We start from the raw sequence: 26,214 nt of genomic DNA on the forward strand, positions 1-26,214 counted from the left end.
ATTTTGCATGTAGGCTTTTACGAAAGGAGAGATCCGCATGGGAAATTTCAAAACTAAGCTGCGAAAAGTTTGTGAAAGATGTCTAAACATCACCATAAATAATGGAACCTGTACAAAATGTGGACACTCTCAGTTAAGAGATATCATTATTACCGGACAAGCTGGGAGAAATAAACGAATCTTGCATCCAAAAGTAGGATAACGAAATAGCTTTGAAAAAGTGGAGGAATGAGAAGTGGATTCTATGACGTTTGTCTTATTTGGGGCAACTGGGGATTTAGCTAAGCGAAAAATCTACCCCGCCTTGTTTAATTTATATTTGAATCAAAAATTACCAGATTCTTTTTTGATCATTGGTGTAGGAATAGACGAAATGTGTGATATTGATTTTCAAAACCATGTAACAGACTCGCTATACACTTTTTCTAGACACTTGATAAATGATAAATCCGAAAAACAAGAGTTTGTAAAGACATTTCGTTATTGCCAGTTAGATTTCACGAATGCTGAAGGGTATAAGAAGTTAGTGGAAGTCGTTCAACAAAATGAAAAAGACCAGAGTATTGAAGAGAATAGAATGTTTTATCTTTCTGTTGCTCCTGAATTCTTTGATGTAATTGCTTTAAACATAAAGAAAAGTGGCTTAAGTTCGACAAAGGGATGGAAACGATTGATTATCGAAAAACCATTTGGGTATGACTTAAAATCTGCTGAAGATTTAAACGAAAAATTAAGCAAAGCTTTTGAAGAAGACGAAATTTATCGGATTGACCATTATCTCGGAAAACCAATGGTTCAAAACCTTGAAGCCTTGGAATTTGCCAATCCTGTACTGCAATCACTTTGGAACAATCGGTTTATTGCCAATGTGCAAATTACGGCTAGTGAGACGGTTGGTGTTGAAGGGAGGGCTGGTTATTATGACCAAGCAGGCGCTATTCGTGATATGGTTCAAAATCATATGCTACAGCTGTTGATGATGACAGCCATGCATCTCCCAAAACAGATTAGTGCAAAAGATATCCGTAATGAGAAAAGAAAAGTTATGGAATCTCTGCGACCATTACAGAGAAATACTGTAGGTATCCACGTCGTTCGTGGCCAATATGGATCAGGTGAAATAAACGGTAAACCAGTAGTCAGATACTTAGAAGAACCTGGAGTTGTTGCTTCTTCTAAAAACGATACATTCGTTGCTGCTCGTCTATGGATCGATAATCCCTTCTGGGACGGGGTCCCATTCTATATCCGTACAGGAAAAAGAATGAAGGAAAAATTAACGCGGATTGTGATTGAATTCAAAAACCCATTAAAGAATTTGTATACCAATGAAATTCAAAATACTGAACCTGAACCCAATCTATTAGTTATTGATGTAAGTCCTAATGAAGGTGTTTCGTTGCAGTTAAATAGTAAAAACCCGATAAATGGAAAATTAGAACCTATTGTTGTTGATTTTTCAGCGAGTAAAAAAGACGTGCCCGAAGCATATGAACTCTTAATATTTGATGCTCTGCGTGGAGATTCTACCTTCTTTGCTCATTGGAATGAAGTGAAATTATCTTGGAAATGGGTACAGCCCATTTTAGAGACATTTGAGGAAAATATTGTTCCACTTCATTCATATCAATCTGGCTCGATGGGGCCAGAAGCTGCTCATCAATTATTGGAAGCGGATGGTTATAGATGGTGGTAAATGAAAGATTATGATTATACTTTGAATCCAATATGCTATAGATGGAAATCTCAAAAAAAAAAAGAAATATACTAGGAGGATTATGATGAAAGTCGGATTAATTGGATTAGGAAAAATGGGGCTAAACATAGGAAAGAACTTAATTGATCATAAACATGATGTCGTAGCATTTGATCTAAATATAAAAGCTGTTGAAGAAATAAAGAAATACGGGGCTGAAGGTGCATCTAGCTTACAAGAACTTGTTCAATCAATAGAAAAGCCACGAGTTTTTTGGATTATGGTTCCACACTCCGTTGTTGATTCCGTTATTAGTGAGATAACACCATTTCTGAGTAAGGGAGATATCGTGGTTGAAGCTGGTAATTCTCACTATAAGGATTCCATTCGTCGATACAACCAGCTAAAGGAAGTGGGAGTGAGCTTTATGGATGCCGGCACATCCGGAGGTATGGAAGGTGCTAGGGATGGAGCTTGTTATATGATTGGGGGAGAGCCTGAAGCATGGAGCATTGTCGAGCCCATTTTTCGAGATACAGCTGTAGAAAATGGATATTTATATGCTGGAAAAGCAGGTAGTGGTCACTTCCTAAAAATGATTCATAATGGAATTGAATACGGAATGATGGCTGCGATTGGAGAAGGATTTGAAGTATTAGAAAAAAGTGAATTCGATTTTGATTATGAAAAGGTAGCAAAAGTTTGGAATAATGGTTCGGTTATTCGTTCTTGGCTCATGGATTTAACAGAACGCGCGTTTTCTAAAGATGCAAAATTAGATGAAATTAAAGGCATTATGCATTCATCTGGTGAAGGGAAATGGACAGTTGAAACAGCATTGGATCTTCAAGCTGCTACCCCTGTTATCGCTATGTCTTTACTAATGCGATATCGTTCCTTAGACAATGATACCTTTACAGGTAAAGTGGTAGCTGCTTTGCGAAATGAATTTGGTGGACATGCTGTGGAAAAAAAATAAGAATAGAAGCAAATATAAACGAGAAATTTATTTGACTATTTCATTTGACATTTCGGACGCGTTATCTTTCATGAAAGAGAGTGAAGTAGACCATAGATGGGAGGAAATTGAAATTTCATCTCTGTCTATCCATGAAATTAAACCACTTTTTGAAACGATAGATTTAATTAGAATTGAAGAGGAATTAGAATAGTACATTTATGGCGGGATATCCCGAACACCTGAAAGATGAAGCTGTTAACTTTTTTTCCTACTTTGAAAATGCATATGCGTTAAGTGTAACGGGAAAGGAAATAGCAAATTGGCAAATATGAGTGGATAAATTAAAGAAATCGGATTTCTCTTTCGCTAATGAGAGATCCGATTTTTTCTGTATAAATGCCTTACACATGTAATCCAAACTGCTTAGAATATAGATGTGCATACTCTTTATTGCATGCTAGTAATTCATCATGTGTTCCTTGTTCTACAATACCGTCTTTCGTTAATACGATAATCCGCCCGGCATTGCGGATAGTGGAAAGGCGATGGGCAATGACTAAGGTTGTACGTCCTCTTGCTAATAATTCAAGAGATTTTATGACGATGCTTTCACTATCGTTATCCAGTGCGCTCGTTGCCTCATCCAATATGAGCACAGGCGGATTCTTTAAGAATACACGAGCGATACTTAGGCGCTGCTTTTGACCGCCAGACAGTTTGACACCTCGTTGTCCGATCTCGGAGTGATAGCCATTTGGCAAGCACATGATAAAGTCATGTGCATTGGCGTGCATGGCTGCTCTGATTACTTCATCATCACTCGCTGCTGAATTACCGTAGCGGATGTTTTCCATCACCGTTCCCCCAAAAAGGTAAACATCCTGTTGCACTATACCAATTGCTTTTCTTAATGATTGCAAATCTAGATCGCGGACGTTGACCCCATCCAGTAACACTTCCCCATCTGTCACATCGTAAAAGCGGGGGATAAGCGAACATAATGTAGTTTTGCCCGCACCAGAGGGACCGACTAACGCGATAAACTCTCCCGGTTGTACCCGAAGCGACACGTTTTCTAATACATCATTCAAATGGTCCTCGTATCGGAAGGAAACTTGTTTGAATACTATTTCACCATGTACATCGGTCAGGTTTTTGGCATCCGGTTTGTTTTCGATTGCCGGCTTCAGGTTCATGATTTCCATAAAGCGCTGGAACCCAGTAATACCTTCTTGAAATTGTGTGCTCATATGAGTCAACTTTTGAATGGGTTCAATCATAAAGCCGATATACAATAAAAAAGTAATTAAATCGGCTAAATCTAATGAGTTGTTAATAATATTGGCACTGCCAAAGATAATTACCGTTATGGTAATCAGTTGGATAATCGTTTCAAAACTATTGTACAAGAGCGCTTCAGCCCTGTATGTTTTCTTGCGGCTTTCGAAAAACCGATTATTTTCTCGGTTGAACTTCTCGATCTCTATTTGCTCGTTATTAAACGATTTTACTACACGGATTCCCGATAGACTATCCTCTACCTGTGCATTCACGTCTGCGATTCGCTCTTTGTTTTTCCTTAATGCCATATTCAGCATCTTATTAAAATACAATGCAAAGATACCTAACAATGGTAAAAAACAGAACACGGCGATCGTTAATGCGGGGTTAATAAAGTACAGTATGACAAATGCGCCAATAAAGCGGACAAAATACTTAACATAGTCTTCCGGGCCATGATGGTACAGTTCGGAAAGCAACAGCAGGTCATTCGTGATACGGGACATGAGCTGACCTGTCTTTTCCTTATCATAAAAACTGAAGGAAAGCTTTTGCATGTGTGCGAACAGTTCGCTTCTCAAATCACTTTCCATGCGAGCACCGATTTCATGACCTTTGTAATCCACAAAATAGTTACCGACATTCTGGATTGCAACTAAAACTAGCATCAGAGCTCCTATCCAAAGCACTTCACTTAGTGCAGTGGACAAATCCCCTTCCAGCACATCTTTCGTTATATAACGGACGAGCAAAGGGAACACCAGAGTCACAGCAGATACAATAAAGGCGCAGGATAATACCGAAAAAAACAACGGTAAATACGGTTTGTAATAGGAAAGAAATTTTTTTACTGGGAAACGCATGATTTACCCCTCTTTTGTGTTATTTAAATAAACACATATAAGGGGGAACACCGTTTACGATTTAAGAACGTGTTACACCCTTATATGTTAATACGGTTCTATTCGTCATGTTTTTCATGAAAATTGCCTCCTTGTTAATTGATACATTCATTGTAAACGATTTTATGCTGGCGGGGATAGCTTTATTCATTCTGGGAGCTAGTCGTTGTGTGATAATTTCCTGGCTTTTGTAAAAAGGAAGAGATTGCTTTTTTTTAGTTTATTGTAACTAAATCCCTTTATAAGAGTCTATTTCATTAAGGGGGATTCCTATGAAATGGTTATATGCATTATTATCTATTTTACTGTTCCCCTTTTGAGGAAATACGGTTCATACCAAGCAAATATGAAGAGAAGGAGTTGCCCGTGAAAAAAGTATATTTGTTAATTAGCTTAGTGACATTGTTTCTGATTGGCTGCAAGGATGAAGTATCCGATAAAAAAGATCTACATATGCTTTCGAGAGTGGATGTTTTCCCTATTGTGGAAGGTACTAAAATGGAAGAGTTCTTAATAGTGGATGAAAAAGAGCTGTCTTCCATCCGGGAAGTCTTTGAACAAGTCCAATGGACGCCAAATGTCGAAGCGGAGATGGAGAGAATGGAAGACTTTCAGTTAACTCTTTTTTATACTTATAATTAAAATATGCCAGAAAGACTGTTTGAATATAAAATCTGGATTAGTGAAGACAAAACTGCAACGATAATCAGTAATGTAGCTAGAGAGAATTTTGGCGAGCTGGATAAGGATGGTGCGGAGGAACTTAAAGAGATATTATCGGTAGATTAGATGATTTGGAGTCCACAAGGTATAATTTCTAAAAATTATGTTACTTCTCCTCCGTTTTAAGATATAATAGGTAAAATATACCACAGAGAATAATAACCAGATGGAGATGGAAAACAAATGAAAGAGCATGAGCATGTATACCTATTAAAACCGACTATTAAATTCCAAGCGGAGTACTTGTCCTATTTTAACGAATGGATGGAAAGTGAGGAAGAAGTCATTCCTTGGGTGGTCAGTAAAGATCCAACTGATTTTGAGCGCATGGTTCAAGAGTTATTGGATGCCGAACAAGGAATAAATCTCCCACAAGGATGGGTCCCAGATTCGACATACTGGCTAGTCAGGGAAGAAGACGATAAAATTTTGGGTGTCACCAACATCCGCCATAGTCTTACGGAACACTTGATGAATGCTGGTGGCCATATCGGGTATGGCATTCGTCCTTCTGAGAGAAGAAAAGGGTATGCCAAAAAGATTTTGGAGATTTCCTTGAAAAAGACAGATGAACTTGGAATAGATAAAGTACTTGTCGTATGTGATGCCACGAATGAAGGGTCTGCAAAAACCATCCTGCATAACGGTGGCGTAGAAGATGAACAATTCGTGGAAGAGTCAGGGAATGTGGTAAGGCGTTTCTGGATTGACAGAAGGGCTGGTCGTTAACTATGGATACGTTTTTCGACCTTATCAACATTGTAACGAACTTCTTCTCCATTTTTTCAAAAGAGGTAACAGAGGAGAAAATTGAGAAGAATATTGGGACTCTTCAAAAAAATGATTGGTTTCGCGAATTACTTGCCAATGAACCATATCATCAATTTATTCATCACAACACGGATGTACGCTACGAAATTGGGAGGCTCAACACAAAAAAAGTAGAGAAAAATCCCTCCAATCCAAGATTCCAAAAAGCTATAAAAAGAGCTATTTTAAAAGCAGAAGAATGATAGAAAACAAGAAAACCGAGCCATCCTATCGGAGGCTCGGTTTTATCTTATCTATTAAAAGAACATGGATGCTCCAGCTAGAAGGGTTGTAATCAGCATGACGCCAATCATCAAATAGACGACTACTTTCTGCATTTTTCGGTTCATCGAGTTTTCACTCCTCATTCATTTGTGCTCCTTCTATTGTACATGGAAACTTGTCTCTTCTCAAGATACGATAATTGAAGGATTTTTGCAGATTAAGTCGAAATGATATAGAGTCATAGTTAGGACACACAACAAGGGGGATTGTGCATGATAAAGGATGTAAATCATATTGGGGTTGCTGTAAAGTCAATCGAGACAGCGCTTCCGTTTTATACAGAAGCATTGGGGCTGACCTTTGAAGCTGTCGAGAATGTGGAAAGTCAGCGGGTCCGGGTGGCCTTCATCAAAGCCGGTAATTGTAAAATAGAACTCTTGGAGCCTACCTCTCCTGATAGCCCGGTAGCTAAATTCATCGAAAAGCGTGGCGAAGGGATCCACCACGTGGCACTGAGTGTCGACAATATAGAAGAGCGAATCCAGGAAATGATCGAAAAAGGGATACCGATGATCGATTCAACTTCCCGGAAAGGTGCAGGGGGAGCAAACATCGCTTTCATGCATCCAAAGGCAAGCAATGGAGTACTGGTGGAATTTTGTGAAAAGGCGGAGAAACAGCATGACAATTGATATTTATGAAAAAATAAACGAACTATACGATAAACGTCGCGAAGTGGAGCTTGGCGGTGGCGATGATCGAATCGATAAGCAGCATGAAAAAGGAAAGCTGACCGCAAGAGAGCGGATCGATCTGTTGGTGGATGAAGGCTCCTTTGTCGAATTGAACCCATTTATTGAGCACCGCTGCAACGATTTCGGCCTCCAAGGGAAAAAAGGTCCCGGAGATGGAGTCGTTACAGGCTACGGAAAGGTAAATGGGAAGCCAATTTATCTATTCTCCCAGGACTTTACGGTGTTCGGCGGGGCATTAGGCGAAATGCATGCCAAAAAAATTGCTAACGTCATGGATATGGCTGCTAAAAATGGCGCACCGATCGTTGGATTAAATGATTCGGGTGGTGCAAGGATCCAGGAGGGCGTGCTTTCCCTGGATGGCTATGGTCATATCTTTTACCGCAACTCCATCTATTCTGGTGTCATCCCGCAGATCTCGGTCATCATGGGACCATGTGCAGGCGGAGCGGTGTACTCACCAGCGATAACGGACTTCGTATTCATGGTGGAAAAGACAAGCCAGATGTTCATTACGGGTCCAAAAGTAATTGAAACCGTGACAGGGGAGAAAATCAGCTCGGAAGGTCTAGGCGGGGCGAAAGTACATAATGCGATTAGCGGGAACGCCCATTTCTCCAGTTCTTCCGAAGAGGAAGTTTTGGCCCAGGTTCGAAAACTGCTCAGCTATCTTCCACAGAATAATGAAACAAAGCCGGACCGTATCTCCTGTGAAGAAGGAGACGATTATCGTGCTGAGCTTGCGGATGCAATACCGTTTGATGCGATCCGTCCTTATGATGTAAGAATCGTCATCAACCAAGTGGTGGATGAAGGCTCCTTCATGGAAGTGCATAAGGATTTCGCAAAAAATATTGTAGTAGGTTTGGCGAGGCTGAAGGGGGAAGTCGTTGGACTTATTTGCAACCAGCCGAAAGTGATGGCCGGAGGATTAGATATTGACTCCTCTGATAAAGCGGCCCGGTTTATCCGTTTTTGCGACAGCTTCAATATTCCGCTTATCACCTTTGAAGATGTAACAGGATTCTTCCCGGGAGTGAAGCAGGAGCATGGCGGGATCATACGTCACGGAGCGAAAATTCTTTATGCATACTCCGAAGCGACGGTACCGAAGCTGACGGTCATTTTACGTAAAGCATATGGCGGTGCCTATGTGGCATTGAACAGTAAATCAATCGGTGCAGACCTTGTCTTTGCCTGGCCGAATGCCGAGATAGCTGTGATGGGTCCTCAAGGAGCGGCCAATATCATTTTTGCCCGTGAAATAAACGAAAGTGAAAATCCAGAAGAAACAAGAGCACAGAAAATAGAGGAATACCGCGAAAAGTTTGCAAATCCATATGTGGCCGCAAGCCAAGGGATGATTGATGACGTCATTGATCCGAGAGAAACAAGAATCAAGCTTGTTCAATCACTGGAGATGCTCCGAAATAAGAAAGAAACAAGGCCGTATAAGAAACACGGAAATATTCCACTATAATAGGCTAGAGAAGATAGTAGGCCGTTCCTGCTATCTTCTTTCATGAGAAGGGGAAACTTATGATTGACCTGATAAAAGTGAAGAGTGAAGAAGAGACAATCCTACATAACTTGATGCAGTTTTATATTTACGAGTTTTCGCAGTATCAGAAAGTAATCACACTGGAAAATGACTGCCGCTTCAAGCCTTTTGACCTTGAGAAATATTGGGATACAGACAGTCCGTATCATGCTTTTTTTATCAAATATAAAGAAGAGTATGTAGGTTTTGCCCTGATAGAAGAAGGTCTGGATGGGAAACCAAGCTATGTAGAGGAATACTTTGTCGTGCGTAAGTATCACGGGAAAGGTTTTGGGAAAATTGCCGCACAACGTTTGTTTTCCATGTTTGAAGGGAAATGGAAAGTGGTGCAAATCCAGAACAACTACCCGGCCCAGGCCTTCTGGAGAAAAACGATACAGGAGTTCACAAGCAATTCCTATACGGAAAGCTATGATGATCACCGCCGATCTGTCCAGGAGTTTGATACAAGGCATTTGACCTAGTCTGACCTGTCCAACGGGAAAAATATTTTCAAATAGGTTATAATAGGGATGGATTTAATAAGCAGTAGGAGGAACATACATATGATTAACAGAGATAGACTTGTGGAAGAATTCCTGGAGCTTGTTCAGGTTGATTCAGAGACGAAATTCGAAGCAGAAATCTGCAAAGTCCTTAAAGAGAAGTTTTCCGCGCTTGGTGTACATGTAGTGGAAGATGACACAATGAACGAAACCGGCCATGGTGCGGGTAACCTTATTTGTACGTTAGAAGGAACAAAAGAAGGAGTTGACACGATCTACTTCACTTCCCACATGGATACAGTGGTTCCTGGAAAAGGGATCAAGCCTTCCATTCAGGACAACTATATCGTAACAGATGGTACAACTATTCTTGGTGCAGACGACAAAGCAGGTCTTGCTGCGATGCTTGAAGCCATCAAAGTGCTGAAAGAAAACAATATCGAGCATGGTAAAATCGAGTTTATCATTACAGCAGGAGAAGAATCCGGCCTTGTTGGGGCAAAAGCTCTTGATCCAGGCATGGTAACCGCTAAATTCGGTTTCGCATTAGACAGTGACGGAACTGTAGGAAACATTATTGTTGCAGCTCCAACACAAGCAAAAGTAAAAGCGACAATCTACGGGAAAACAGCTCATGCTGGTGTAGCTCCGGAAAAAGGCATATCCGCTATTACGATTGCAGCAAAATCGATTGCCAAAATGCCGCTTGGTCGTATTGACGAGGAAACGACTGCTAATATCGGACGCTTTGAGGGTGGGGGTCCAACAAATATCGTATGTGATCGTGTAAATATCTTAGCCGAAGCTCGTTCTCTTGTACCTGAAAAAATGGAAGCGCAAGTTGCAAAGATGAAAGAAGCATTTGAATCTGTGGCAGCTGACATGGGCGGCCGAGCTGATGTGACGATTGAAGTAATGTATCCTGGCTTCAAATTTGCTGATGGAGATCATGTTGTGGAAGTGGCGAAGCGTGCAGTTTCCGCTATCGGAAGAACTCCTGAATTACAAACTAGCGGCGGCGGAAGTGATGCAAACGTAATCGCTGGGTTCGGTGTTCCGACAGTAAACTTGGCCATCGGTTATGAAGAAATTCATACAACCAATGAAAGAATGCCTATCGAAGAATTAGTGAAGACAACGGAACTTGTGGTAAGCATTATGAAGGAAGTTGCAAAATAATAGCCTTTTGGGAAAGCTTGGTGAAATTGCCAAGCTTTTTTTTCATGCTTCCATTATAATGAAAGAAAAGCCTGTTAGGAGAAAAGTCATGGAATCTAAAAAACTGGTAATCTTTCAAGCTAATAGAGAAGAGTATGGTATTTCAGTAGAACACGTAATCTCGATTGAAAAATTGGATAATCTTACTCCAATCCCTGAAATGCCCGTCTATATGAAGGGGTTAATGAAGGTTAGAGACGAACTGATTCCTGTATTGGATACAAGGCAGATACTGTTTCGCGACCAAACGGAACTGACGGATAAGTCCAGAGTAATTGTTGTTCAAACTACGGAGCTTTCTGTAGCCCTGCTGGTGGAGGATGCAAAAGAAATCCTCGATGTACAAACAGATACTATTAAGCCATTAAGTCTTATTGCAGCAAACGGCTCTAATTATATAAGCGGAATGGTCAACTTGGATAAACGCTTAATCGCTGTGATTGAGCCGGGAAAATTAGTAGATGGACTTCGCGAAATGGATGATATCAAGGAAGAAATGGAAAGGCAATTAGCGGCAGCTCCAGAATAAGTTCTATTTCTTGAAGGGAGATCTTACGTAAGTGAAGGTCTCTTTCTTTGTTTATCTATGGATATTTCTTATAATAAGAGTAACAAAAAATTAGGATGGTTTGGATGAAAAGAAGCGGTCGGATTATTTTCCATGTAGATATGAACAGCTTTTATGCTTCAGTAGAGATGGCTTATGATCCTACTCTTCGGGGCAAACCTTTGGCAATTGCCGGAAATGTGGAAGAGCGTAAAGGAATTGTTGTCACCTGCAGTTATGAGGCAAGAGCTTTTGGCGTAAAAACAACGATGCCACTTTGGGAGGCTAAGCAAAAGTGTCCGCAGTTAATTGTAAGGAAGCCTAATTTTGAACGTTATCGGAAAAGCTCACAGGCGATGTTTGCACTTTTAAGAACCTATACGGATCTCGTAGAACCTGTTTCCATTGATGAGGGGTATATGGATGTGACTGACTGCACGCTGTCCTTGACTCCCGTACAAATTGCTGAAGAAATCCAGCAGAGGCTTAAAAAGGAACTCTTATTGCCTTGCAGTATCGGGATTGCACCTAATAAATTTTTGGCCAAAATGGCATCCGATATGAAAAAGCCGATGGGAATAACAATTTTGCGGAAGAGGGAGCTTACCATAAAATTATGGCCGATGCCGGTTGGTGAGATGCATGGTGTTGGCGCAAAAACCGCTGAAAAGCTAAAAACCATTCAAATAACAACGATCGGTGAACTTGCAAAGGGAAATGACTATCAGTTAAAACACCTGCTTGGCATCAACGGTGAAAGATTGAAGAAACGGGCCAATGGGGAAGACAATCGCCCCGTTGATCCAGACTCTGTTTCAGAGTTCAAAAGCATTGGTAACTCAACCACGTTACCTGCAGACACGGATGATGAACAGGTGATTGAGAAGGTGTTGGAGAAACTGGCTAATTCGGTTAGTGCTCGCATGAAAAGGAAGTCCGTGCTCAGTAATAATGTACAACTGGTTATCAGATATGGGATAAATCATACGGTGACACGAAGCAGGAAGCTGGAAAATCCCATTGAATCGGTGGAGCATATTATGGAAGCGGCACTATTTCTGTTGAAAAAGCACTGGAACGGAGATCCTGTTCGATTGCTGGGAATCACGGCACAAGACATGGTGGAGAAGGACCAATCGGTGAAACAATTGGATTTGTTCACTTTTCAAGAGGATGCCAAGCATGAACCTCTTCACAAAACATTGCAGCAACTTGAAGATAAGTATGGAAAGGGAATCATTAAAAGGGGGATAAAGGATAAAAATACTGTCCGGACAAGTACCACAGCAAAACTTACTACAAGCTTTCAGAAGGATTTTCTAGAATAAATATGGTTCTGTATACCCTCATCAGGGTGTATGGAACTTTTTTTATTATCTATGGGTTGTCCTTGAAAAAATAGCTAATAATCTGTCCTACTCCTCTATATATATTAGGGAAGGAGGATTTTTGCCATGAGAAAAATGCGTCGGACTTCACTTATTAAAAGAGGACCTCTGCCTTTACGATATGTGTTTCTTATCACCTTTGTTTTTTTTATCTTTCTGACCGTCTTCAGTATGATCATCATTAATAACAATTTGGAGCCGAATTTACAAAGCATCGCACATACAAAAGCAAGACAGATAGCCTCACAGGCAATAAATGATGCGATTTCAAAGAAAATAACGGACGGAATAGATATGGATCAGCTTATTATCGTGAAAGAATACTCGGAGGGTCAGCTGACTTTCAGTTTTAACTCTCAAATCTCCAATCGTGTTACTTCAGAAGCAACTATGCGGGTGCAAAGGTATCTTGATTTGGTCGAAGAAGGGAATCTGGAGGATCTGGAATCATTTAAAAATGATATAAATATCAATTATGAAGAGTCAAAAAAACAGCATGGCATTGTTTATGATGTTCCGCTCGGAATGGCGACGGGAGCAACTCTATTCTCGAACCTTGGACCGAAAATTCCTGTGAAATTTGAAATTATGGGAGATGTAATATCTGACGTGGAAACAAGGGTCATTGAAACAGGTATAAATAATACCCATTTGGAGCTTTTTGTGCGAGTGAACGTGAAAATGAACGTAATCATTCCTTTGATTGAGCCTCCGATTGAGATAAGCAACGTGGTAAAAATAGGCGATATTTTTGTTACAGGAAAAGTTCCGCAATACTATCATCATGGTGGAGGAAACAGCAATGGTTCTTCCAATGGTGGCATGGTTCCTATTTTTGTCCCGACAGAAGAAGAGGATGCGGAAGGACTGGAAGAAAACACAGAGGAAACAGAAGAATCAGAAGACACGAATGAATAGGTGTTAAAGAAAGTTCAACCCACCTGTATGCCACATTCCAGCAACTAAAACCGTTTGCCAAAGGTGGGTATGGATACTTTGTCTATATTGGATGGATACTCTCTAAGCTGAACCTTCCCGGTTTGGCTTTTTTATATAAGAGATAACATCCTCTTTACATATGTTGACGATGGAAGATATCACATCTAGGTCGTTGGTGACCTTTTGATCGATCAATTTTTTTGCGATTTCCAATGATAAATAGTAGGAGATGGTATCGGATTTTTTATGATTCATGACTGGTTTCCTCATTTTCGTTCATTACATTCTTCATCCCCGAATCGCAATCAGGCAGACGGAGGTAAGAAGGCTAAGCATCAACATTGGTGCACTGCTTGTCTTATCTGTGATTACAAAATAGAATAGGATACCAAAGCCGGCAACAGCCAATAATTTAAGGAATAGATAGAAGGAATTTTGGAAGTTTTTCATTATTATCACCTCATAAGTTATTAGAACGTTTGTTCTGTTTTTATTATAAGGAACATTTGTTCGTGTTGCAAGTATTTTTGCAAAAAAAAATAACACCGTTAATTTACGGTGTCATTCAGCAGTAGATCTTCAAGCTTAGCCGATAATTCTGTCAGGTTGTGAACAGTCAGGTCAGCCACGCTGTTTTCATGAATATCGTATGGATCGATGCAAATGGTGGAGCACCCTAAAAGGGATGCAGGCAGTATTTCATTGATATAGTTGTCGCCGATGCTCAGCATCCTGTCGAAGGGTACGTCCCATTTCTCCGCTATGCGAGTCAATGTTTCAGCTGTTTGTATCGGCTTGTTTGCTTCAAAGATCTTATCATGGAAAAAAGAGGTGAAGCCTAATTTTTTGATAATGATGTCGCTATCCGTCTGTGGGCTGTTGGTCATAAGAATAAGGGTGTACTTTTCATGCAGCTTTTCCAATACGACTGCAAACTCCTTCAAAGGCATCAGTTCAAAGTCATCAGTCATCATATGCTCACGGGTTTGAAGGAAGGCCTTATATGCATCCTCGCTAGATAAGCCATAGTGCTTGGCGATGGCAACCGGTACCCACCATAGATCTCCGATGCTTAGCATATCCAAAAGGTCGAATTGCAAAGGATCAGGGTAAAGCTCCTTGATCTCGTGAGAGGGTACAATCTCTCCGTCCCATTTCCATCCTTGTGTCACTTCGCCATGGTGGTGAGCAAGAACAAGGTCTTTTTTAGCATCATAAACCCGGCCTATTTTCAGTGTATGTTCTCCTTGGCCAAACGCGGTATAGTCTTTTTCAAACTGTTCCTGTAATTCAGGTGCCAGCCTGTTTTTCAATAGCTCTGCATAATAACCAAAATGATGTGTGTCTTCGTATAAAGTTCCGTCTAGATCAAAAACAATGGTTGTAATTTGTTCCAAGTGATTCGCTCCTTTATCCGTTCTATTTTCATTGTACTACAATGAGTGCCCGCTTCCATCCCCTTATGCTTTTTTTACAATTTGAGTATAATGGAGGAAGAAGGAGAGGTTGAAGGTGAAAATAACTTTTTTAGGAACCGGGTCTGGAGTTCCGGCCAAGCACCGTAACGTGTCATCGATGGCCTTGCATATAGATGATAAAGAAAGTTCGCTCTGGCTCTTTGATTGCGGGGAAGCCACGCAGCATCAAATTTTACATACATCGTTAAAACCGAGGAAGATTTCGAAAATTTTTATTACCCATTTGCATGGCGATCATATTTTTGGATTACCCGGATTACTTAGCAGCCGATCATTTCAAGGTGGGGAAACACCTTTAACGGTTTACGGTCCAAAGGGGATAAAGGATTATATAGAAATTTCCTTGTCCGTTAGCATGACTCATGTGAAGTATCCCTTGAATATTGTGGAGTTTGATGAGGAAGGGCTGATCCTTGAGGAAGAGGATTACAGAATTATCGGGAGGAAGCTGGTCCACGGCATTCCATCGTATGGGTTCCGCATCGAGCAGAAGGAACTGCCAGGGGCGTTATTGATGGATAAAGTAAAAGAGTCAGGTATACCTGCGGGACCGCATTATCAGCAGTTAAAAGAAGGGAAGTCCATCGAATTATCCGATGGCCGGGTCTTTCATGGGCCTGATTTTATCGGTCCACCAAAAAAGGGGAAAGTGGTCACGATTCTTGGAGACACAAGGTACAATGAAATGTCGGTTGAGTTGGCACTGGAAGCGGATGTGCTTGTTCATGAGGCGACGTTTGCTGCTGGTGATGAGAGGCTGGCGCACGAATATTTCCATTCCACGACTGTCCAGGCGGCCAAAGTGGCACAGGATGCCGGAGTCGGTCAGCTGTTGCTGACACATATCAGTGCAAGATATCAGAAGGATGATGTCCTGGTGTTGGAAAAAGAAGCTCGTGATATCTTCCCTAGGGTGAAAGTTGTCGGAGATTTTGATGAGGTTGAAATAAAATAATGGTGATAATGGGTGTCCTGGGTGATGGGACACCTTTTTTTGCGTGGACAGATACTTTTTGGCGGAGAGTGGAGACTGAAAGGTGGCTTGCAAAGTGGGATATCAACGAAAATATGGATATATCAATGGAAAAATGAATATATCAACGGAAATATTCATATTTCAACGAGAAAATCGATATATCGACGAAAATGAACTGGATATCGATTAAGCGACACCAACCGACTTATTTCGCACGCCGTCCCTAATGCCAATGGTACCACAAAAAACCGAAAAAACCCTGACCGCACAATCCCACCGCGCAGCCAGAGCTCCAAACTTTATCACTTTAAAGTAGCGGGGGTCAGGCACCTTCCCCAACCGTAATCCTACCAACCACGCTCATACTGCTTCGGTGCTTCAATCTCCACACCAATCTCTTTTGCAGCAGTTCTTGGCCAGTACGGGTCACGCAAGAGTTCGCGCGCCACGAAAATCAGATCGGCACGTCCGTTTCGCAGGATCTCCTCAGCTTGCAGGCCGCTTGTGATCAGGCCGACTGCACCAGTATCAATGCCGGCACCGGACTTGATTGTTTCGGCGAACCCAACCTGATAGCCAGGGTAGACATCAATCCGAGCCGGTACAACAGCACCGGAGCTCACATCCACCAAGTCGACGCCCTGCTCTTTCATCCAAGAAGCATAGGTTACATAATTCTCTGCAATAAGCCCTTCTGGATGATAGTCATTTGCGCTAATCCGAACAAATAGAGGGCCGCTCCATACCGCCTTCACCGCATCAATGATTTCACGAAGGAAACGATAGCGGTTTTCTGTACTGCCGCCATAAGAGTCCTCCCGTTTATTGGTCAGCGGGGATAAGAACTCATTGATTAGATAACCGTGTGCACCGTGAAGCTCGATGATATCAAAGCCGGCTTCCTTGGCACGTGTCGCACCTGCCACAAATGCCTCCACTGTTTCATTTATATCCTCCTGCGTCATTTCCACAGGTGTTTTCATTTTGTCGTTAAATGCCAAAGCGGATGGAGCGTAGATATCGCCTTCCACCGTAGCTTTGCGGCCAGCATGTGCAAGCTGGATCGCTGTGGCAGAACCGTGGGCTTTCAACTGTCTATTCAATTCCTTGAATCCAGCGATGTGCTCATCACTCCAAATTCCAAGATCCTGTGCGGAGATGCGCCCTTGCGGTTGTACCGCAGTGGCCTCGACCATGATGAGACCAACCTGGCCTACTGCACGTGACACATAGTGCGTCATATGCCAGTCTTCCACTTGCCCATCCTCGTTGTGACTGGAATACATGCACATAGGGGACATCACAATGCGATTCTTTAAAGTAACGCCTTTTACCGTATATGGTGAGAAAAGAGCTGATTTCATTTGTCATTCCTCCTATTTATTTCGAGTACCTAAAATATTATATCAAATGTTTTTTCGACATCCAAAAGATAGGTGTTCAATTGCAGGAATTAATAGTATGATAGGAGCAAAATACTACGAACTAGAGGAGGATAAGAGATGCGCTGGCAGACGAAAGAGCAGTTGACGGATCTATTGGTATCCCTTGTCCAACACGGAAGTGTGACGTTATCAGGTGAAGAGAAAAGGCTTGCTTCTTTTATTTATTATCAGTTGAACCATCTGGATTATTTTCAAGCGCAGCCTGGCAATCTGGAGCTGCATCGCATGGAGGACGGGCGATCCTTTGTTACCGCTCTCGTTAAGGGGTCTTCAAAAAAGGAAACCATCGTCCTGGTCAGTCATTTCGACGTGGTCGGGGTAGAGGACTATGGCGTACTGAAGGAATTGGCATTCCAGCCGGTGGAGTTAACCAGGGAACTGGAGAACTATGCCGAGGTACTTCCTACTGAAGCAAGAGAGCACTTGCAATCAGGCGATTGGCTCTTCGGACGCGGTGTGATGGATATGAAAGCGGGACTAGCCCTTCAGATGTCCTTGCTCGAAAAAGCGGTTGCAGAAAAATGGGATGTCAACCTGCTGATTTTGGCCGTGCCGGATGAAGAGGTAAACTCCCAGGGGATGCTGCAAGCGCTTCCTGCTCTAAGTGAAATTGCCCGGAAGCATGATATTACTTTTAAGGCATGTGTCAATTCTGAACCGATGTTTCAACAATATCCCGGTGATGACAATCTTTATCTATATTCCGGATCGATAGGAAAGCTGTTGCCCGGTTTCTTCTGCTATGGCAAGGAAACGCATGTCGGAGAGCCTTTGGCTGGACTCAATGCCAATCTGATGGTTTCGGAGATCAGCAGATTGATGGAGTGGAACACAGACCTGTGCGAACAGGTAGGTTCGGAAGTGACGCCGCCACCGACAAGCCTGATCCAAAAAGACCTTAAAAATGAGTATTCCGTTCAAATCCCGCATACAGCGGTGACCTTATACAATGTACTTTTCATGAAGAAATCATTGGAGGAATGGGAGGTTGACCTGCTGTCCATCGCGAAGCAGGCGGCGGCAAATATTGAACAGTTTTCCCGAGATAAAGTGGAAAGGTACAAGCAGTTTACTTCATTTAAGGAAATTCCCGTCAAGCTTGCCGTTTATACTTATCAGGAGCTGATGCAAAAAGCGAAAGAAGTCTATGGCGAGCACGAAGTGGACTTGAGGATTTCGTCGGTCATCACGGCTTGCTCCCATCTCGATGAGCGTGAACAGTCAATCAAAGTGGTGGAAGAGGTTGCTTCCCTATGCAAAGAGCTTGGACCGATGATTATCCTATTTTTTGCACCCCCATATTACCCAGCGGTTGTAACCGAGGATGAAGAGATGATGGATACTGCACGTGCATTCATTTCAAAATGGAAAAAGGAAGCCAATGTTGAATTCGTGGAACAGCGCTATTTCTCCGGATTGTGTGATTTGAGTTTCATCGGAAAAGGGGATTACACAGCGAAGAACCGTCTGCAGCATAACATACCGGTCTATGGTGCCACCTACATGCTTCCATTCAAGGAAATGGAAGAGCTGCAGATGCCGGTTTTCAATCTGGGGCCAGTCGGAAAAGATCCGCATCAGTGGACGGAAAGACTGAACACCAAGTTTTCATTTGAAGAGTTTCCGCCTATGTTGGCTGATTTTGTGAGAAATTTATAATATATGAAAAGAATGAAATCACCATGGTTTCATTCTTTTTTATATACAAATTGGTTAATTATGTTAAAATGGTTCATAATATTCAATTTACTCGTATGCAGTCTGGGAGGACAACTCAATGGGGAAGACAATGGATTATCAAATTAGAAATTATCTAGAAAAGGATGCGGAAAAAATAGGTTCCATCAACTTCTTATCCATGCTTTATTATCAATTCAACAGAGATTTTAAGCCGGAAAATATTTATTGTGCGGTAAATTCTGAAGGGGAAATCTATGCCTTTGGCCATGTGGTTCCAGATCAAACATGGTGCAGGATTGAAGATAGCGACAATGATCCCGAATTCATCCATAAAATAAATCTGGAGCTCGAGATAAACGAGCATTTTGCAGGGGCTGAAGCCTGCCTAGATGAACTATTGCAGCAACTATTGAGGAAGGCACAAGAAATGAGAGATTCCCATCCTCATAAAAATGTAGTAGTAAGCCATAATATCGACGCCGATGATTTCGAGGAAATGGATTTCTACCTCTCAAAAGGGTTCGTTGTTTCCAGGAATCATATCATCATGAAAAGAGATTTGACTGAGCCGATTCCTGATGCGCCACTTCCTGAAAATATCAGAATAAAAAACTGGAAAATGAAAACGGAGGCAGAAGAACAGCAGTATCTAAAAGCGGAAGGAGAGGGAGATGGAAATGGGGTCTCCTGGAGCCTCAACCATCTCAGATGGACAAAATCAGGATCCGAATGGGATACGTTTACCGCTTTTGAGGGAGACCAGGTTGTCGGCAGCTGCATGACATGGGGATTGGGTGAAAATCGCGGTGCAACTGAAAACATTTTTGTATTGCCAGAATGGAGAAGAAAAGGAGTCGCGAAGGCAGTCATAACAGAAGCTCTTAAGTTCCTTAAAGATAAAGGGAAAACGGAGGCAACACTCGGCGTATTCGGTGAAAATGAGAAGGCAATCCCGTTGTATTTATCATTGGGATATAAGGTGATTGAGGTAAAGATTGAAATGGGTCTGTCTATATGATGAGGTGATGTTCATGACATTTCTTTTCCCAAGCTGGATGCAAACGGTCATTCATTTTGGAGTATTATTCTTGGTAATTCTCGTAGTGAGTTATATGGTTTCATGGATTGCCCAACTTCTTAAATTCAAGAAGAACATTTGGATAATACCTACTACTGTAATCATAGTAGGATTTATCTTGTTGTCCGTTATTCATAAATCCTATCGCTCTTCCTATGTGACGGATCAGGAACTTATTGTTAGTGGCGCAGGGGAAATCATAGAAGTGGAAAGCGATGATGACTGGTTAATGACGACAGATGAAGCGCTTTTTATTTTTGACGAAAGTCCTCTTGAAGAAACGATACTCTATGAATTACAAACCCTGGATGACGACATTATAAAGATGGAATTGAAGTTTACTTCACATGATTATGATGTTTTAACTCTTAAACAGATGTCCCAAAGGTTTGCAGATAAAATCAAGGGTGAGCGCGATGAGAATGTCCTTTTATATCTCTCCTACTACAGTTATTTTTTTGAAGTTTGGAAAGATGCATGGGAAGAGGAACTAACAGCTGCCATTAATAATCTGTCTAAGGATGATCTAACAGAAGGGAAAATATTAGATTTACTTCTTGAAATTGAAAAGCTCGTATTAAATGATTTTGAACGTAATGCGTTCAGTGTTCATTTAGGGGAGTGGAAATGATAAATGTGAGTAAAGCAGTGAATTATTTCGAATTCACTGCTTTCTTTATAAATCAATTCGACGTACTCTCCCTCAACTTCTCCGCAATCTCCTCGCCCATTTCCCTGGAGCGCTTAGTCGCCCCATCGATGCACGTTTCGAACGCTTCGGATACTTTCAGGTCATTCAAAAGGGAGATTCCGCGTTGCGTGGTGCCGCCAGGACTGGTCACCTCGGCACGCAGGACATCGGCATCCTTTTTGGTTTCCTGCAGCATGTGGGCGGCACCGATCAGCGTCTGGCTTACGAGTTTCTTTGCGACATCTGTATCCAGTCCCTGTGCCAATGCCGCTTTTTCCATCGCCTCTGCAATATAATAGATGTAGGCTGGACCGCTTCCTGAAACGCCCGTGACTGCATGGAGTTGTTCTTCTTCTACGATTGTACATAATCCGATAGCGGAAAAGATGGAATGCACAAGTTCCAGATCCTCATGTGTGGCGAATTTTCCTTTTGCGATGGCTGTTGCAGATAAACCGATTGCTGCGGATGTATTCGGCATGGAACGGATCACTCTCAAGTCCTGTTGGAAAAGCTGCTCGATCACTTCACTTGATATCCCGGCGAGAACGGAAACAATTAGCTGGTTGGTACTAACAAACGGCTGGATTGAAAGTATTCCATCCCGGGCATCCTTTGGTTTCATCGCTAGAAAGATGACATCCGCATCCTGTACAGCCAATTTTTTGTCCTCAGTCGTTTTTACTCCATATTTTGACAAAAGTAGTTCCAGACGGTTTTTATCCTGTTTGTTGGTCACCACTATATTTTTCCTATCACAAATTTCCTGTTTCACAAGTCCTGCAACAATGGCCTCAGCCATGGATCCGGCACCGATAAAAGCAATTTTCATTCTTTCCACGCTCCTTTTTAAATAGAAAAAGACCTATCTGTCCTAGTAAATAAGGACGGATAGGTCTTATCCGCGGTACCACCTTGATTGGTTGGTTAAACCCAGCTTTCATTCCCGTATCGTGGGGGACGATTAGGTTTGCCTAATTGTTCCTGGGTAGGTTCAAAAGAACAGGGAATGAGGAGGTCTTTCAGCCGGTGAACCTCCATCTCTTGCATCCTTCTTCCTTCTACTGGTCCCATTCGTCACGTTATCTTTTATAATTTTTTACATTATGCAACGGGATGGAAGTAAAGTCAAGGGGATATTTGTCACGATTCAAGAAAAAAAAGATTGTTGTTATTTAAGAATAATTGAAGTGGGATATTTTTAAAATTTATGAAGATTAACCCTTTCTTTTTTTGTGTAAATAGTGCATTCTTTAAGTGAATGGGTATTCAGTGGTGGTTGCGTTCAATTATTTTGTTATAATTTTACCGAACCATCCTTACATAAAACGGAAAAAAAAAAAGGGGATTACTATGAATCAGCTTTCTTGTAAGCAAGAAATAAAACAGATTACCATACCGACTCCTTTTGCTGTTGGAGATGTACATACTTACATTATTATTACAGATAAAGTGACCCTGGTGGATGCTGGAGTAAGAACGATGGAAGCATGGGAAGTCTTTCAAAATGAGCTTAAAAAGCATGGCCTCAAGGTGTTGGACATCGATCAAGTACTGATTACACATCATCACCCAGACCATGTCGGCCTTCTTGATTATCTTCCTGCTAATATTCCAGTTTATGGACATGAAAGAGCTCATCCATGGATGACGCAGGATCAACGCTATTTCACTACACATGATGCATTTTATAGAGAGATGTTCGCCCAAATGGGAGTGGAGGAGCGTTTTTATTCCCTTCTCGGGGCCATGGATAAGCCACTTCGTTTTTCCTGTCAAAGGGGATTGACTTCCTTTGTGAAAGAAGGGGAGAAGTTGGACGGACTTGCTGACTGGCGTATTTACGAGACTCCCGGTCACGCGAGCAGTCATTTGGTTCTCTTTGACGAAAATAGCGGTACCATGATTGGTGGAGACCTGATTCTTGCACATATATCCCCAAATCCTTTGGTCGAGCCACCATACTTGGGTGAGAAGGACCGGAGAAAGTCGATGATCGATTACATATCGTCGATTAAAAAAATGTTGAAATTGCCTATAAAACGTGTGCTTCCTGGCCACGGGGAAATAGTACAAGATGTGCAGCAACTTTTGGAGGAACGATTGCATCAGCAGGAAAAGCGCGCAGCCAAGGTAGAGGCTTTTGTAAAAGGAAATCCTGCAACCGCCTATGAAATCTGCCAGCACCTTTTCCCGAAAGTGTTTGAAAAACAGCTATTACTGACGTTGTCTGAAACGCTGGGGCAAGTGGATTATCTGATGGAGAAGGACCGGATAGAGGTGGATGCCACTTCCCTTCCGTATCGATATAAAACGAAGGAAGTGGTGTCTTGATGGCGGAATTGAAAGGGAAATATATTGTTATAACCGGAGCGTCAGGTGGTATCGGGAAAGCCCTTGCCCTCGAGGTTGCCAAACGAGGAGCCACTCCGGTGCTTCTGGCACGTTCCTTGGATAAGCTGGAACAGGCTGCGAATGAAATTAAAATGACTACCGGTATTTCAGCACCATTCTACCGTCTGGATGTACGGAGCAGGGAGGATGTGGATACTGCTTTTGAAAAAGTGCTTGAGCAAATCCCTGCCATCGATGTGCTGGTCAACAATGCAGGCTTTGGCATCTTTGATGAGGTGCACACATTGTCACTCGATGATATGAGCGAAATGTTTGAAGTGAACGTCTTCGGTTTGATCGCTTGCACGAAAAAGGTTTTACCTGCGATGCTAGATCAAAACAGCGGCCACATTATTAACATTGCATCCCAGGCAGGAAAATTGGCCACACCAAAATCCAGTGTTTACGCAGCGACCAAACATGCAGTTCTAGGCTTCACTAACAGTTTGAGGATGGAACTCCATGATACTGACATCCATGTCACAGCGGTCAATCCAGGTCCAATCCGCACCAATTTCTTTGATAAGGCCGATACCTCCGGCCACTACAAGAAAAAGGTCGATAAATGGATGCTGGATCCTGACATGGTGGCAAAAGAGATTGCGGATGCCATGTTCACCAACAAGCGGGAAATCAATCTTCCTGGCTGGATGAGCATCGGGAGCAAGCTTTATCAGTTATTTCCTGGGCTTGTTGAGAAATTTGCCGGTAAGGCATTTCGCCAAAAATAGTCTTGTAACCTTTTTTCGGACAATTCGTCAAATAGGAAAAAGAGGTGAAAAAGATGAAATTGAAATTTTTTGCAATGTTGAGTTGTTTTCTCCTATTGTTCGGATGCGGGACGGCTAATGACAATGACGGCAACCAAAACGGTACAGGATCAGACACTGCGCCTCCAACAGATAACACGGAAGATGAAGAGGCAGTGGAGGATCTGACTGGCCACATCATTTCCATTTCAAATGAAGGAAACATGCGTATCCTTGTGACAGGTTCTCACGCGAACAGTTCGGGAGTGTCCGCGACGATGTACACCCTGGAAGAGGGTACAAAGGTCGAGAACACAGATGGCAAGGGGATGGAGGCAGCCGATCTGAAGGTTGGAATGAAGGTTACCGTCTGGAATACCGGAATTGTAGCGGAATCCTTTCCGGCGCAGTCCGGTGCCTTGAAAGTGGTAGTGGATGCAGGTCAGGACGGGAACGAGCAGGCGGCCATTGAAAAAGCGTTAGGGGAAGTCAAAGCCGGTGATCCATGGCATGTGGAAGCGGTTGAAAAGGTGGAAGACAGCAAATATAAAGTTGCACTAAAAAATCTATTAGAGGATAGTGAACCAGTCGAAGTGGAAGTTCAACTCTAAGAAAATAAAACAGCTCGCATTTTTGTTCAATGCGAGCTGTTTTTCATGCTCTTTTCCCATAATGATTGAAAGCCATACATGAGAACTGCTTTAATCAGGAATAGAAGGTAGAGTTGGGAATTTTTCATTTTCTTCAAAGCAAAGATACCAATACTTTTAAACCAAAAATAAAACGGATAGACAAACAATGCATCCACAACTGCATTTAATAGGAAGAACAGTCCGAACCTTCCATAGGTCAATCGTAAGATCCACAGCGACCCTGCAAAAAAAGGCCCCACGATAAACGCAAATTCATTAATGAAATACGGCGGTATTTTCTTATAAATCTCCCACCATTTAAGCTTTTCCGCTAGGATACTCTCTAAGGAAATAACAATGGACATAAAAATAGTTGCTGGCAAAAAACGCTTAAAGTGCTTCCACCCGAGAAAAGGAAGTGTGAGCAAAGAAATAATCACCATGACCCATAGCAATAAAACAGGACGCTTCTTCAACTGTCATCCTCCTTTTCAAGATTGGTTGTATATTAGGATGTGTTATTTAAAAGAAATTATGATTTATAGGTTTTTCAATTGTAATGTAACTCCGGGGTTTGAAGGGTGGTAAGTAAACATAGCGGGGGAGTGTTATTAGGTAGCGTTAACAAAAAGCGAGTCACCTTTTGGTAGCAATTTTAGGTTGATGCTGGTATTTCTTTGAAAGAAATTTTTATCACTCTTTCCGTTTCATTTGCAAACTCAATATCGACTTTTACACCAAATTCTTTTTCATCTTCTTTTAACCAGAGTTGGAAAGTTTCAATTGAAGTCTGCTCTCCTTTCTTTCTGCCCACATGAAGGTAGTCAATGATATCGGCATTTGGATACTTCTCCTTTGTTTTTTGCATGGCCATTTTACCCCACTTAGCGTATGGGGGAACTTCTAATTTGGTATTGGCATATGCGATCTCTTCCGTATTAAATGATGGACCAATTCCTGCATAAATAGAGAAAACCATAAGGAATGCTATAAGCGCTCTCAAATTATTCTCTCCTCCTTTTACTAATAGATTTTCACAAACACTATAAAGGATGTTCCTCATTTTATAGTTTCTGAACATGGTTCGTGTGGTGGCGGTGAATACTTTTCATATAAAACTTGAAATCCATACATCAAAATTGACTTAACCAAAAATAGGAGAGATAACTGAAACTTGGAGAATCTCACAAGTGTTACATATCCAATCTTTTTGAACCGATCGATCATAAAGTAGGTGAAAATGGTATCAATCACAATATTGACCTTCATATATAGCTTGAAATTCCCAAAGGTGTATTTCAATATCCAGAGTGATCCAACAAAGAAAGGACCTAAAATCAGCGGCATTTCCCCCAATACATTCGGTCTTATTGCATAAGGGAACCACCACCATTTTTTCTTTTCCGCTACAATCCCCTCTGCAGTTACATATAAACACATGAATATGGTTCCCGGAAGAAACCGTTTAAATGATGACTTTCCGATAAACGGGGCAGTGAGCCAAGGTAAAATGGTCAGTAATAGTATAAAAAATTTTGAATTTCTCATTTGGAAACATCCTTTATGATTCATGATACGTATATTTTTCCTATTCTTTATC

29 protein-coding genes are annotated in these 26,214 nt (G+C 41.7%); 19 read left to right on the top strand and 10 right to left on the bottom strand.

The window, feature by feature from the left end:
* Nucleotides 1-235: 235 nt before the first annotated feature.
* Both zwf and gnd read left to right on the top strand, forming a co-directional pair.
* Complete coding sequence (gene zwf / locus ABN702_RS05595) at nucleotides 236-1,696, top strand: glucose-6-phosphate dehydrogenase (protein ID WP_417899760.1); 1,461 nt, start codon at nucleotides 236-238, stop codon at nucleotides 1,694-1,696.
* A gap of 85 nt (nucleotides 1,697-1,781) precedes the next feature.
* Nucleotides 1,782-2,675, top strand: coding sequence for a phosphogluconate dehydrogenase (NAD(+)-dependent, decarboxylating) (gnd, locus tag ABN702_RS05600; protein WP_417900835.1), 894 nt, complete (start codon nucleotides 1,782-1,784; stop codon nucleotides 2,673-2,675).
* A 383-nt stretch (nucleotides 2,676-3,058) separates the two neighbouring features.
* Here gnd and ABN702_RS05605 read toward each other — a convergent pair whose 3' ends face one another.
* Nucleotides 3,059-4,801, bottom strand: coding sequence for an ABC transporter ATP-binding protein (locus ABN702_RS05605; RefSeq protein ID WP_417899761.1), 1,743 nt, complete (start codon nucleotides 4,799-4,801; stop codon nucleotides 3,059-3,061).
* A gap of 405 nt (nucleotides 4,802-5,206) precedes the next feature.
* Between ABN702_RS05605 and ABN702_RS05610 the strand changes: the two genes are divergently transcribed.
* From ABN702_RS05610 to ABN702_RS05620, 3 genes are all read left to right on the top strand, one after another.
* The gene (locus ABN702_RS05610) at nucleotides 5,207-5,482 is read left to right on the top strand and encodes a hypothetical protein (protein ID WP_417899762.1); all 276 of its coding nucleotides are present in this window, start codon (nucleotides 5,207-5,209) and stop codon (nucleotides 5,480-5,482) included.
* Between the two features lie 264 nt (nucleotides 5,483-5,746).
* Nucleotides 5,747-6,292 carry a GNAT family N-acetyltransferase gene (locus tag ABN702_RS05615; protein WP_417899763.1) on the top strand — a complete coding sequence of 182 codons (546 nt, stop codon included), beginning with the start codon at nucleotides 5,747-5,749 and terminating at the stop codon, nucleotides 6,290-6,292.
* 2 nt (nucleotides 6,293-6,294) lie between these two features.
* On the top strand, nucleotides 6,295-6,576 hold the full coding sequence (locus ABN702_RS05620) for a hypothetical protein (RefSeq protein ID WP_417899764.1): 282 nt from the start codon (nucleotides 6,295-6,297) through the stop codon (nucleotides 6,574-6,576).
* Between the two features lie 54 nt (nucleotides 6,577-6,630).
* Here ABN702_RS05620 and prli42 read toward each other — a convergent pair whose 3' ends face one another.
* Nucleotides 6,631-6,723, bottom strand: a complete 93-nt coding sequence (gene prli42 / locus ABN702_RS05625; protein WP_204417613.1) for a stressosome-associated protein Prli42 — start codon at nucleotides 6,721-6,723, stop codon at nucleotides 6,631-6,633.
* Nucleotides 6,724-6,870: 147 nt separating this feature from the next.
* Here prli42 and mce point away from each other — a divergent pair, with 147 nt between their 5' ends.
* The 7 genes from mce (at nucleotide 6,871) to yunB (ending at nucleotide 13,470) form a co-directional block, all read left to right on the top strand.
* Nucleotides 6,871-7,290, top strand: a complete 420-nt coding sequence (mce, locus tag ABN702_RS05630; RefSeq protein WP_417899765.1) for a methylmalonyl-CoA epimerase — start codon at nucleotides 6,871-6,873, stop codon at nucleotides 7,288-7,290.
* Complete coding sequence (locus ABN702_RS05635; RefSeq protein WP_417899766.1) at nucleotides 7,280-8,833, top strand: acyl-CoA carboxylase subunit beta; 1,554 nt, start codon at nucleotides 7,280-7,282, stop codon at nucleotides 8,831-8,833. The genes mce and ABN702_RS05635 overlap by 11 nt, the downstream gene beginning before the upstream one ends.
* Before the next feature lie 59 nt (nucleotides 8,834-8,892).
* Nucleotides 8,893-9,378: a GNAT family N-acetyltransferase gene (locus ABN702_RS05640; RefSeq protein WP_417899767.1), complete on the top strand. Its 486-nt coding sequence runs from the start codon at nucleotides 8,893-8,895 to the stop codon at nucleotides 9,376-9,378.
* A gap of 81 nt (nucleotides 9,379-9,459) precedes the next feature.
* The gene (locus tag ABN702_RS05645; RefSeq protein WP_417899768.1) at nucleotides 9,460-10,578 is read left to right on the top strand and encodes a tripeptidase T; all 1,119 of its coding nucleotides are present in this window, start codon (nucleotides 9,460-9,462) and stop codon (nucleotides 10,576-10,578) included.
* An 88-nt stretch (nucleotides 10,579-10,666) separates the two neighbouring features.
* On the top strand, nucleotides 10,667-11,146 hold the full coding sequence (locus tag ABN702_RS05650) for a chemotaxis protein CheW (protein WP_417899769.1): 480 nt from the start codon (nucleotides 10,667-10,669) through the stop codon (nucleotides 11,144-11,146).
* 104 nt (nucleotides 11,147-11,250) lie between these two features.
* Entirely contained in the window at nucleotides 11,251-12,492 is a 1,242-nt protein-coding gene (locus ABN702_RS05655) for a DNA polymerase IV (protein ID WP_417899770.1), read from the top strand.
* Nucleotides 12,493-12,618: 126 nt separating this feature from the next.
* Nucleotides 12,619-13,470, top strand: a complete 852-nt coding sequence (gene yunB / locus ABN702_RS05660; protein WP_417899771.1) for a sporulation protein YunB — start codon at nucleotides 12,619-12,621, stop codon at nucleotides 13,468-13,470.
* 102 nt (nucleotides 13,471-13,572) lie between these two features.
* On the opposite strand, the gene ABN702_RS05665 is transcribed toward yunB, so the two are convergent.
* The 3 genes from ABN702_RS05665 to ABN702_RS05675 form a co-directional block, all read right to left on the bottom strand.
* Nucleotides 13,573-13,746, bottom strand: coding sequence for a hypothetical protein (locus tag ABN702_RS05665; protein ID WP_417899772.1), 174 nt, complete (start codon nucleotides 13,744-13,746; stop codon nucleotides 13,573-13,575).
* A 33-nt stretch (nucleotides 13,747-13,779) separates the two neighbouring features.
* The gene (locus tag ABN702_RS05670) at nucleotides 13,780-13,941 is read right to left on the bottom strand and encodes a hypothetical protein (protein WP_417899773.1); all 162 of its coding nucleotides are present in this window, start codon (nucleotides 13,939-13,941) and stop codon (nucleotides 13,780-13,782) included.
* 98 nt (nucleotides 13,942-14,039) lie between these two features.
* Nucleotides 14,040-14,888, bottom strand: a complete 849-nt coding sequence (locus ABN702_RS05675; RefSeq protein WP_417899774.1) for an HAD family hydrolase — start codon at nucleotides 14,886-14,888, stop codon at nucleotides 14,040-14,042.
* A gap of 115 nt (nucleotides 14,889-15,003) precedes the next feature.
* Between ABN702_RS05675 and rnz the strand changes: the two genes are divergently transcribed.
* Complete coding sequence (gene rnz, locus ABN702_RS05680) at nucleotides 15,004-15,924, top strand: ribonuclease Z (RefSeq protein WP_417899775.1); 921 nt, start codon at nucleotides 15,004-15,006, stop codon at nucleotides 15,922-15,924.
* Nucleotides 15,925-16,292: 368 nt separating this feature from the next.
* Here rnz and namA read toward each other — a convergent pair whose 3' ends face one another.
* A complete protein-coding gene (namA, locus tag ABN702_RS05685) occupies nucleotides 16,293-17,309 on the bottom strand; it encodes an NADPH dehydrogenase NamA (RefSeq protein ID WP_417899776.1) in 1,017 nt (338 codons plus the stop codon).
* Between the two features lie 138 nt (nucleotides 17,310-17,447).
* Here namA and ABN702_RS05690 point away from each other — a divergent pair, with 138 nt between their 5' ends.
* The 3 genes from ABN702_RS05690 (at nucleotide 17,448) to ABN702_RS05700 (ending at nucleotide 20,779) form a co-directional block, all read left to right on the top strand.
* Nucleotides 17,448-19,049, top strand: coding sequence for a M20/M25/M40 family metallo-hydrolase (locus ABN702_RS05690; protein WP_417899777.1), 1,602 nt, complete (start codon nucleotides 17,448-17,450; stop codon nucleotides 19,047-19,049).
* A 118-nt stretch (nucleotides 19,050-19,167) separates the two neighbouring features.
* The gene (locus ABN702_RS05695) at nucleotides 19,168-20,088 is read left to right on the top strand and encodes a GNAT family N-acetyltransferase (RefSeq protein WP_417899778.1); all 921 of its coding nucleotides are present in this window, start codon (nucleotides 19,168-19,170) and stop codon (nucleotides 20,086-20,088) included.
* Nucleotides 20,089-20,101: 13 nt separating this feature from the next.
* A complete protein-coding gene (locus ABN702_RS05700) occupies nucleotides 20,102-20,779 on the top strand; it encodes a hypothetical protein (RefSeq protein WP_417899779.1) in 678 nt (225 codons plus the stop codon).
* A gap of 52 nt (nucleotides 20,780-20,831) precedes the next feature.
* Here ABN702_RS05700 and proC read toward each other — a convergent pair whose 3' ends face one another.
* Nucleotides 20,832-21,671, bottom strand: a complete 840-nt coding sequence (gene proC / locus ABN702_RS05705; RefSeq protein WP_417899780.1) for a pyrroline-5-carboxylate reductase — start codon at nucleotides 21,669-21,671, stop codon at nucleotides 20,832-20,834.
* A gap of 521 nt (nucleotides 21,672-22,192) precedes the next feature.
* Here proC and ABN702_RS05710 point away from each other — a divergent pair.
* Genes ABN702_RS05710 through ABN702_RS05720 form a run of 3 tightly spaced genes read left to right on the top strand, consistent with a single transcriptional unit; the run spans nucleotide 22,193 to nucleotide 24,593 of the window.
* Nucleotides 22,193-23,173, top strand: coding sequence for an MBL fold metallo-hydrolase (locus ABN702_RS05710; protein ID WP_417899781.1), 981 nt, complete (start codon nucleotides 22,193-22,195; stop codon nucleotides 23,171-23,173).
* Nucleotides 23,170-23,964 (top strand): SDR family NAD(P)-dependent oxidoreductase, encoded by a 795-nt coding sequence (locus ABN702_RS05715; protein ID WP_417899782.1) that lies wholly within the window; start codon nucleotides 23,170-23,172, stop codon nucleotides 23,962-23,964. The genes ABN702_RS05710 and ABN702_RS05715 overlap by 4 nt, the downstream gene beginning before the upstream one ends.
* A gap of 53 nt (nucleotides 23,965-24,017) precedes the next feature.
* Nucleotides 24,018-24,593 (top strand): DUF3221 domain-containing protein, encoded by a 576-nt coding sequence (locus ABN702_RS05720; protein WP_417899783.1) that lies wholly within the window; start codon nucleotides 24,018-24,020, stop codon nucleotides 24,591-24,593.
* Nucleotides 24,594-24,619: 26 nt separating this feature from the next.
* Here ABN702_RS05720 and ABN702_RS05725 read toward each other — a convergent pair whose 3' ends face one another.
* The 3 genes from ABN702_RS05725 to ABN702_RS05735 form a co-directional block, all read right to left on the bottom strand.
* Complete coding sequence (locus tag ABN702_RS05725; RefSeq protein ID WP_417899784.1) at nucleotides 24,620-25,090, bottom strand: hypothetical protein; 471 nt, start codon at nucleotides 25,088-25,090, stop codon at nucleotides 24,620-24,622.
* A gap of 179 nt (nucleotides 25,091-25,269) precedes the next feature.
* Nucleotides 25,270-25,593, bottom strand: coding sequence for a DUF3889 domain-containing protein (locus ABN702_RS05730; protein ID WP_417900836.1), 324 nt, complete (start codon nucleotides 25,591-25,593; stop codon nucleotides 25,270-25,272).
* A gap of 80 nt (nucleotides 25,594-25,673) precedes the next feature.
* The gene (locus tag ABN702_RS05735) at nucleotides 25,674-26,162 is read right to left on the bottom strand and encodes a hypothetical protein (RefSeq protein WP_417899785.1); all 489 of its coding nucleotides are present in this window, start codon (nucleotides 26,160-26,162) and stop codon (nucleotides 25,674-25,676) included.
* Nucleotides 26,163-26,214: the final 52 nt, after the last annotated feature.

It is taken from the genome of Bacillus haimaensis, from assembly GCF_048270625.1.
Taxonomy (GTDB): Bacteria; Bacillota; Bacilli; order Bacillales; family Bacillaceae_I; genus Sutcliffiella_A; species Sutcliffiella_A haimaensis.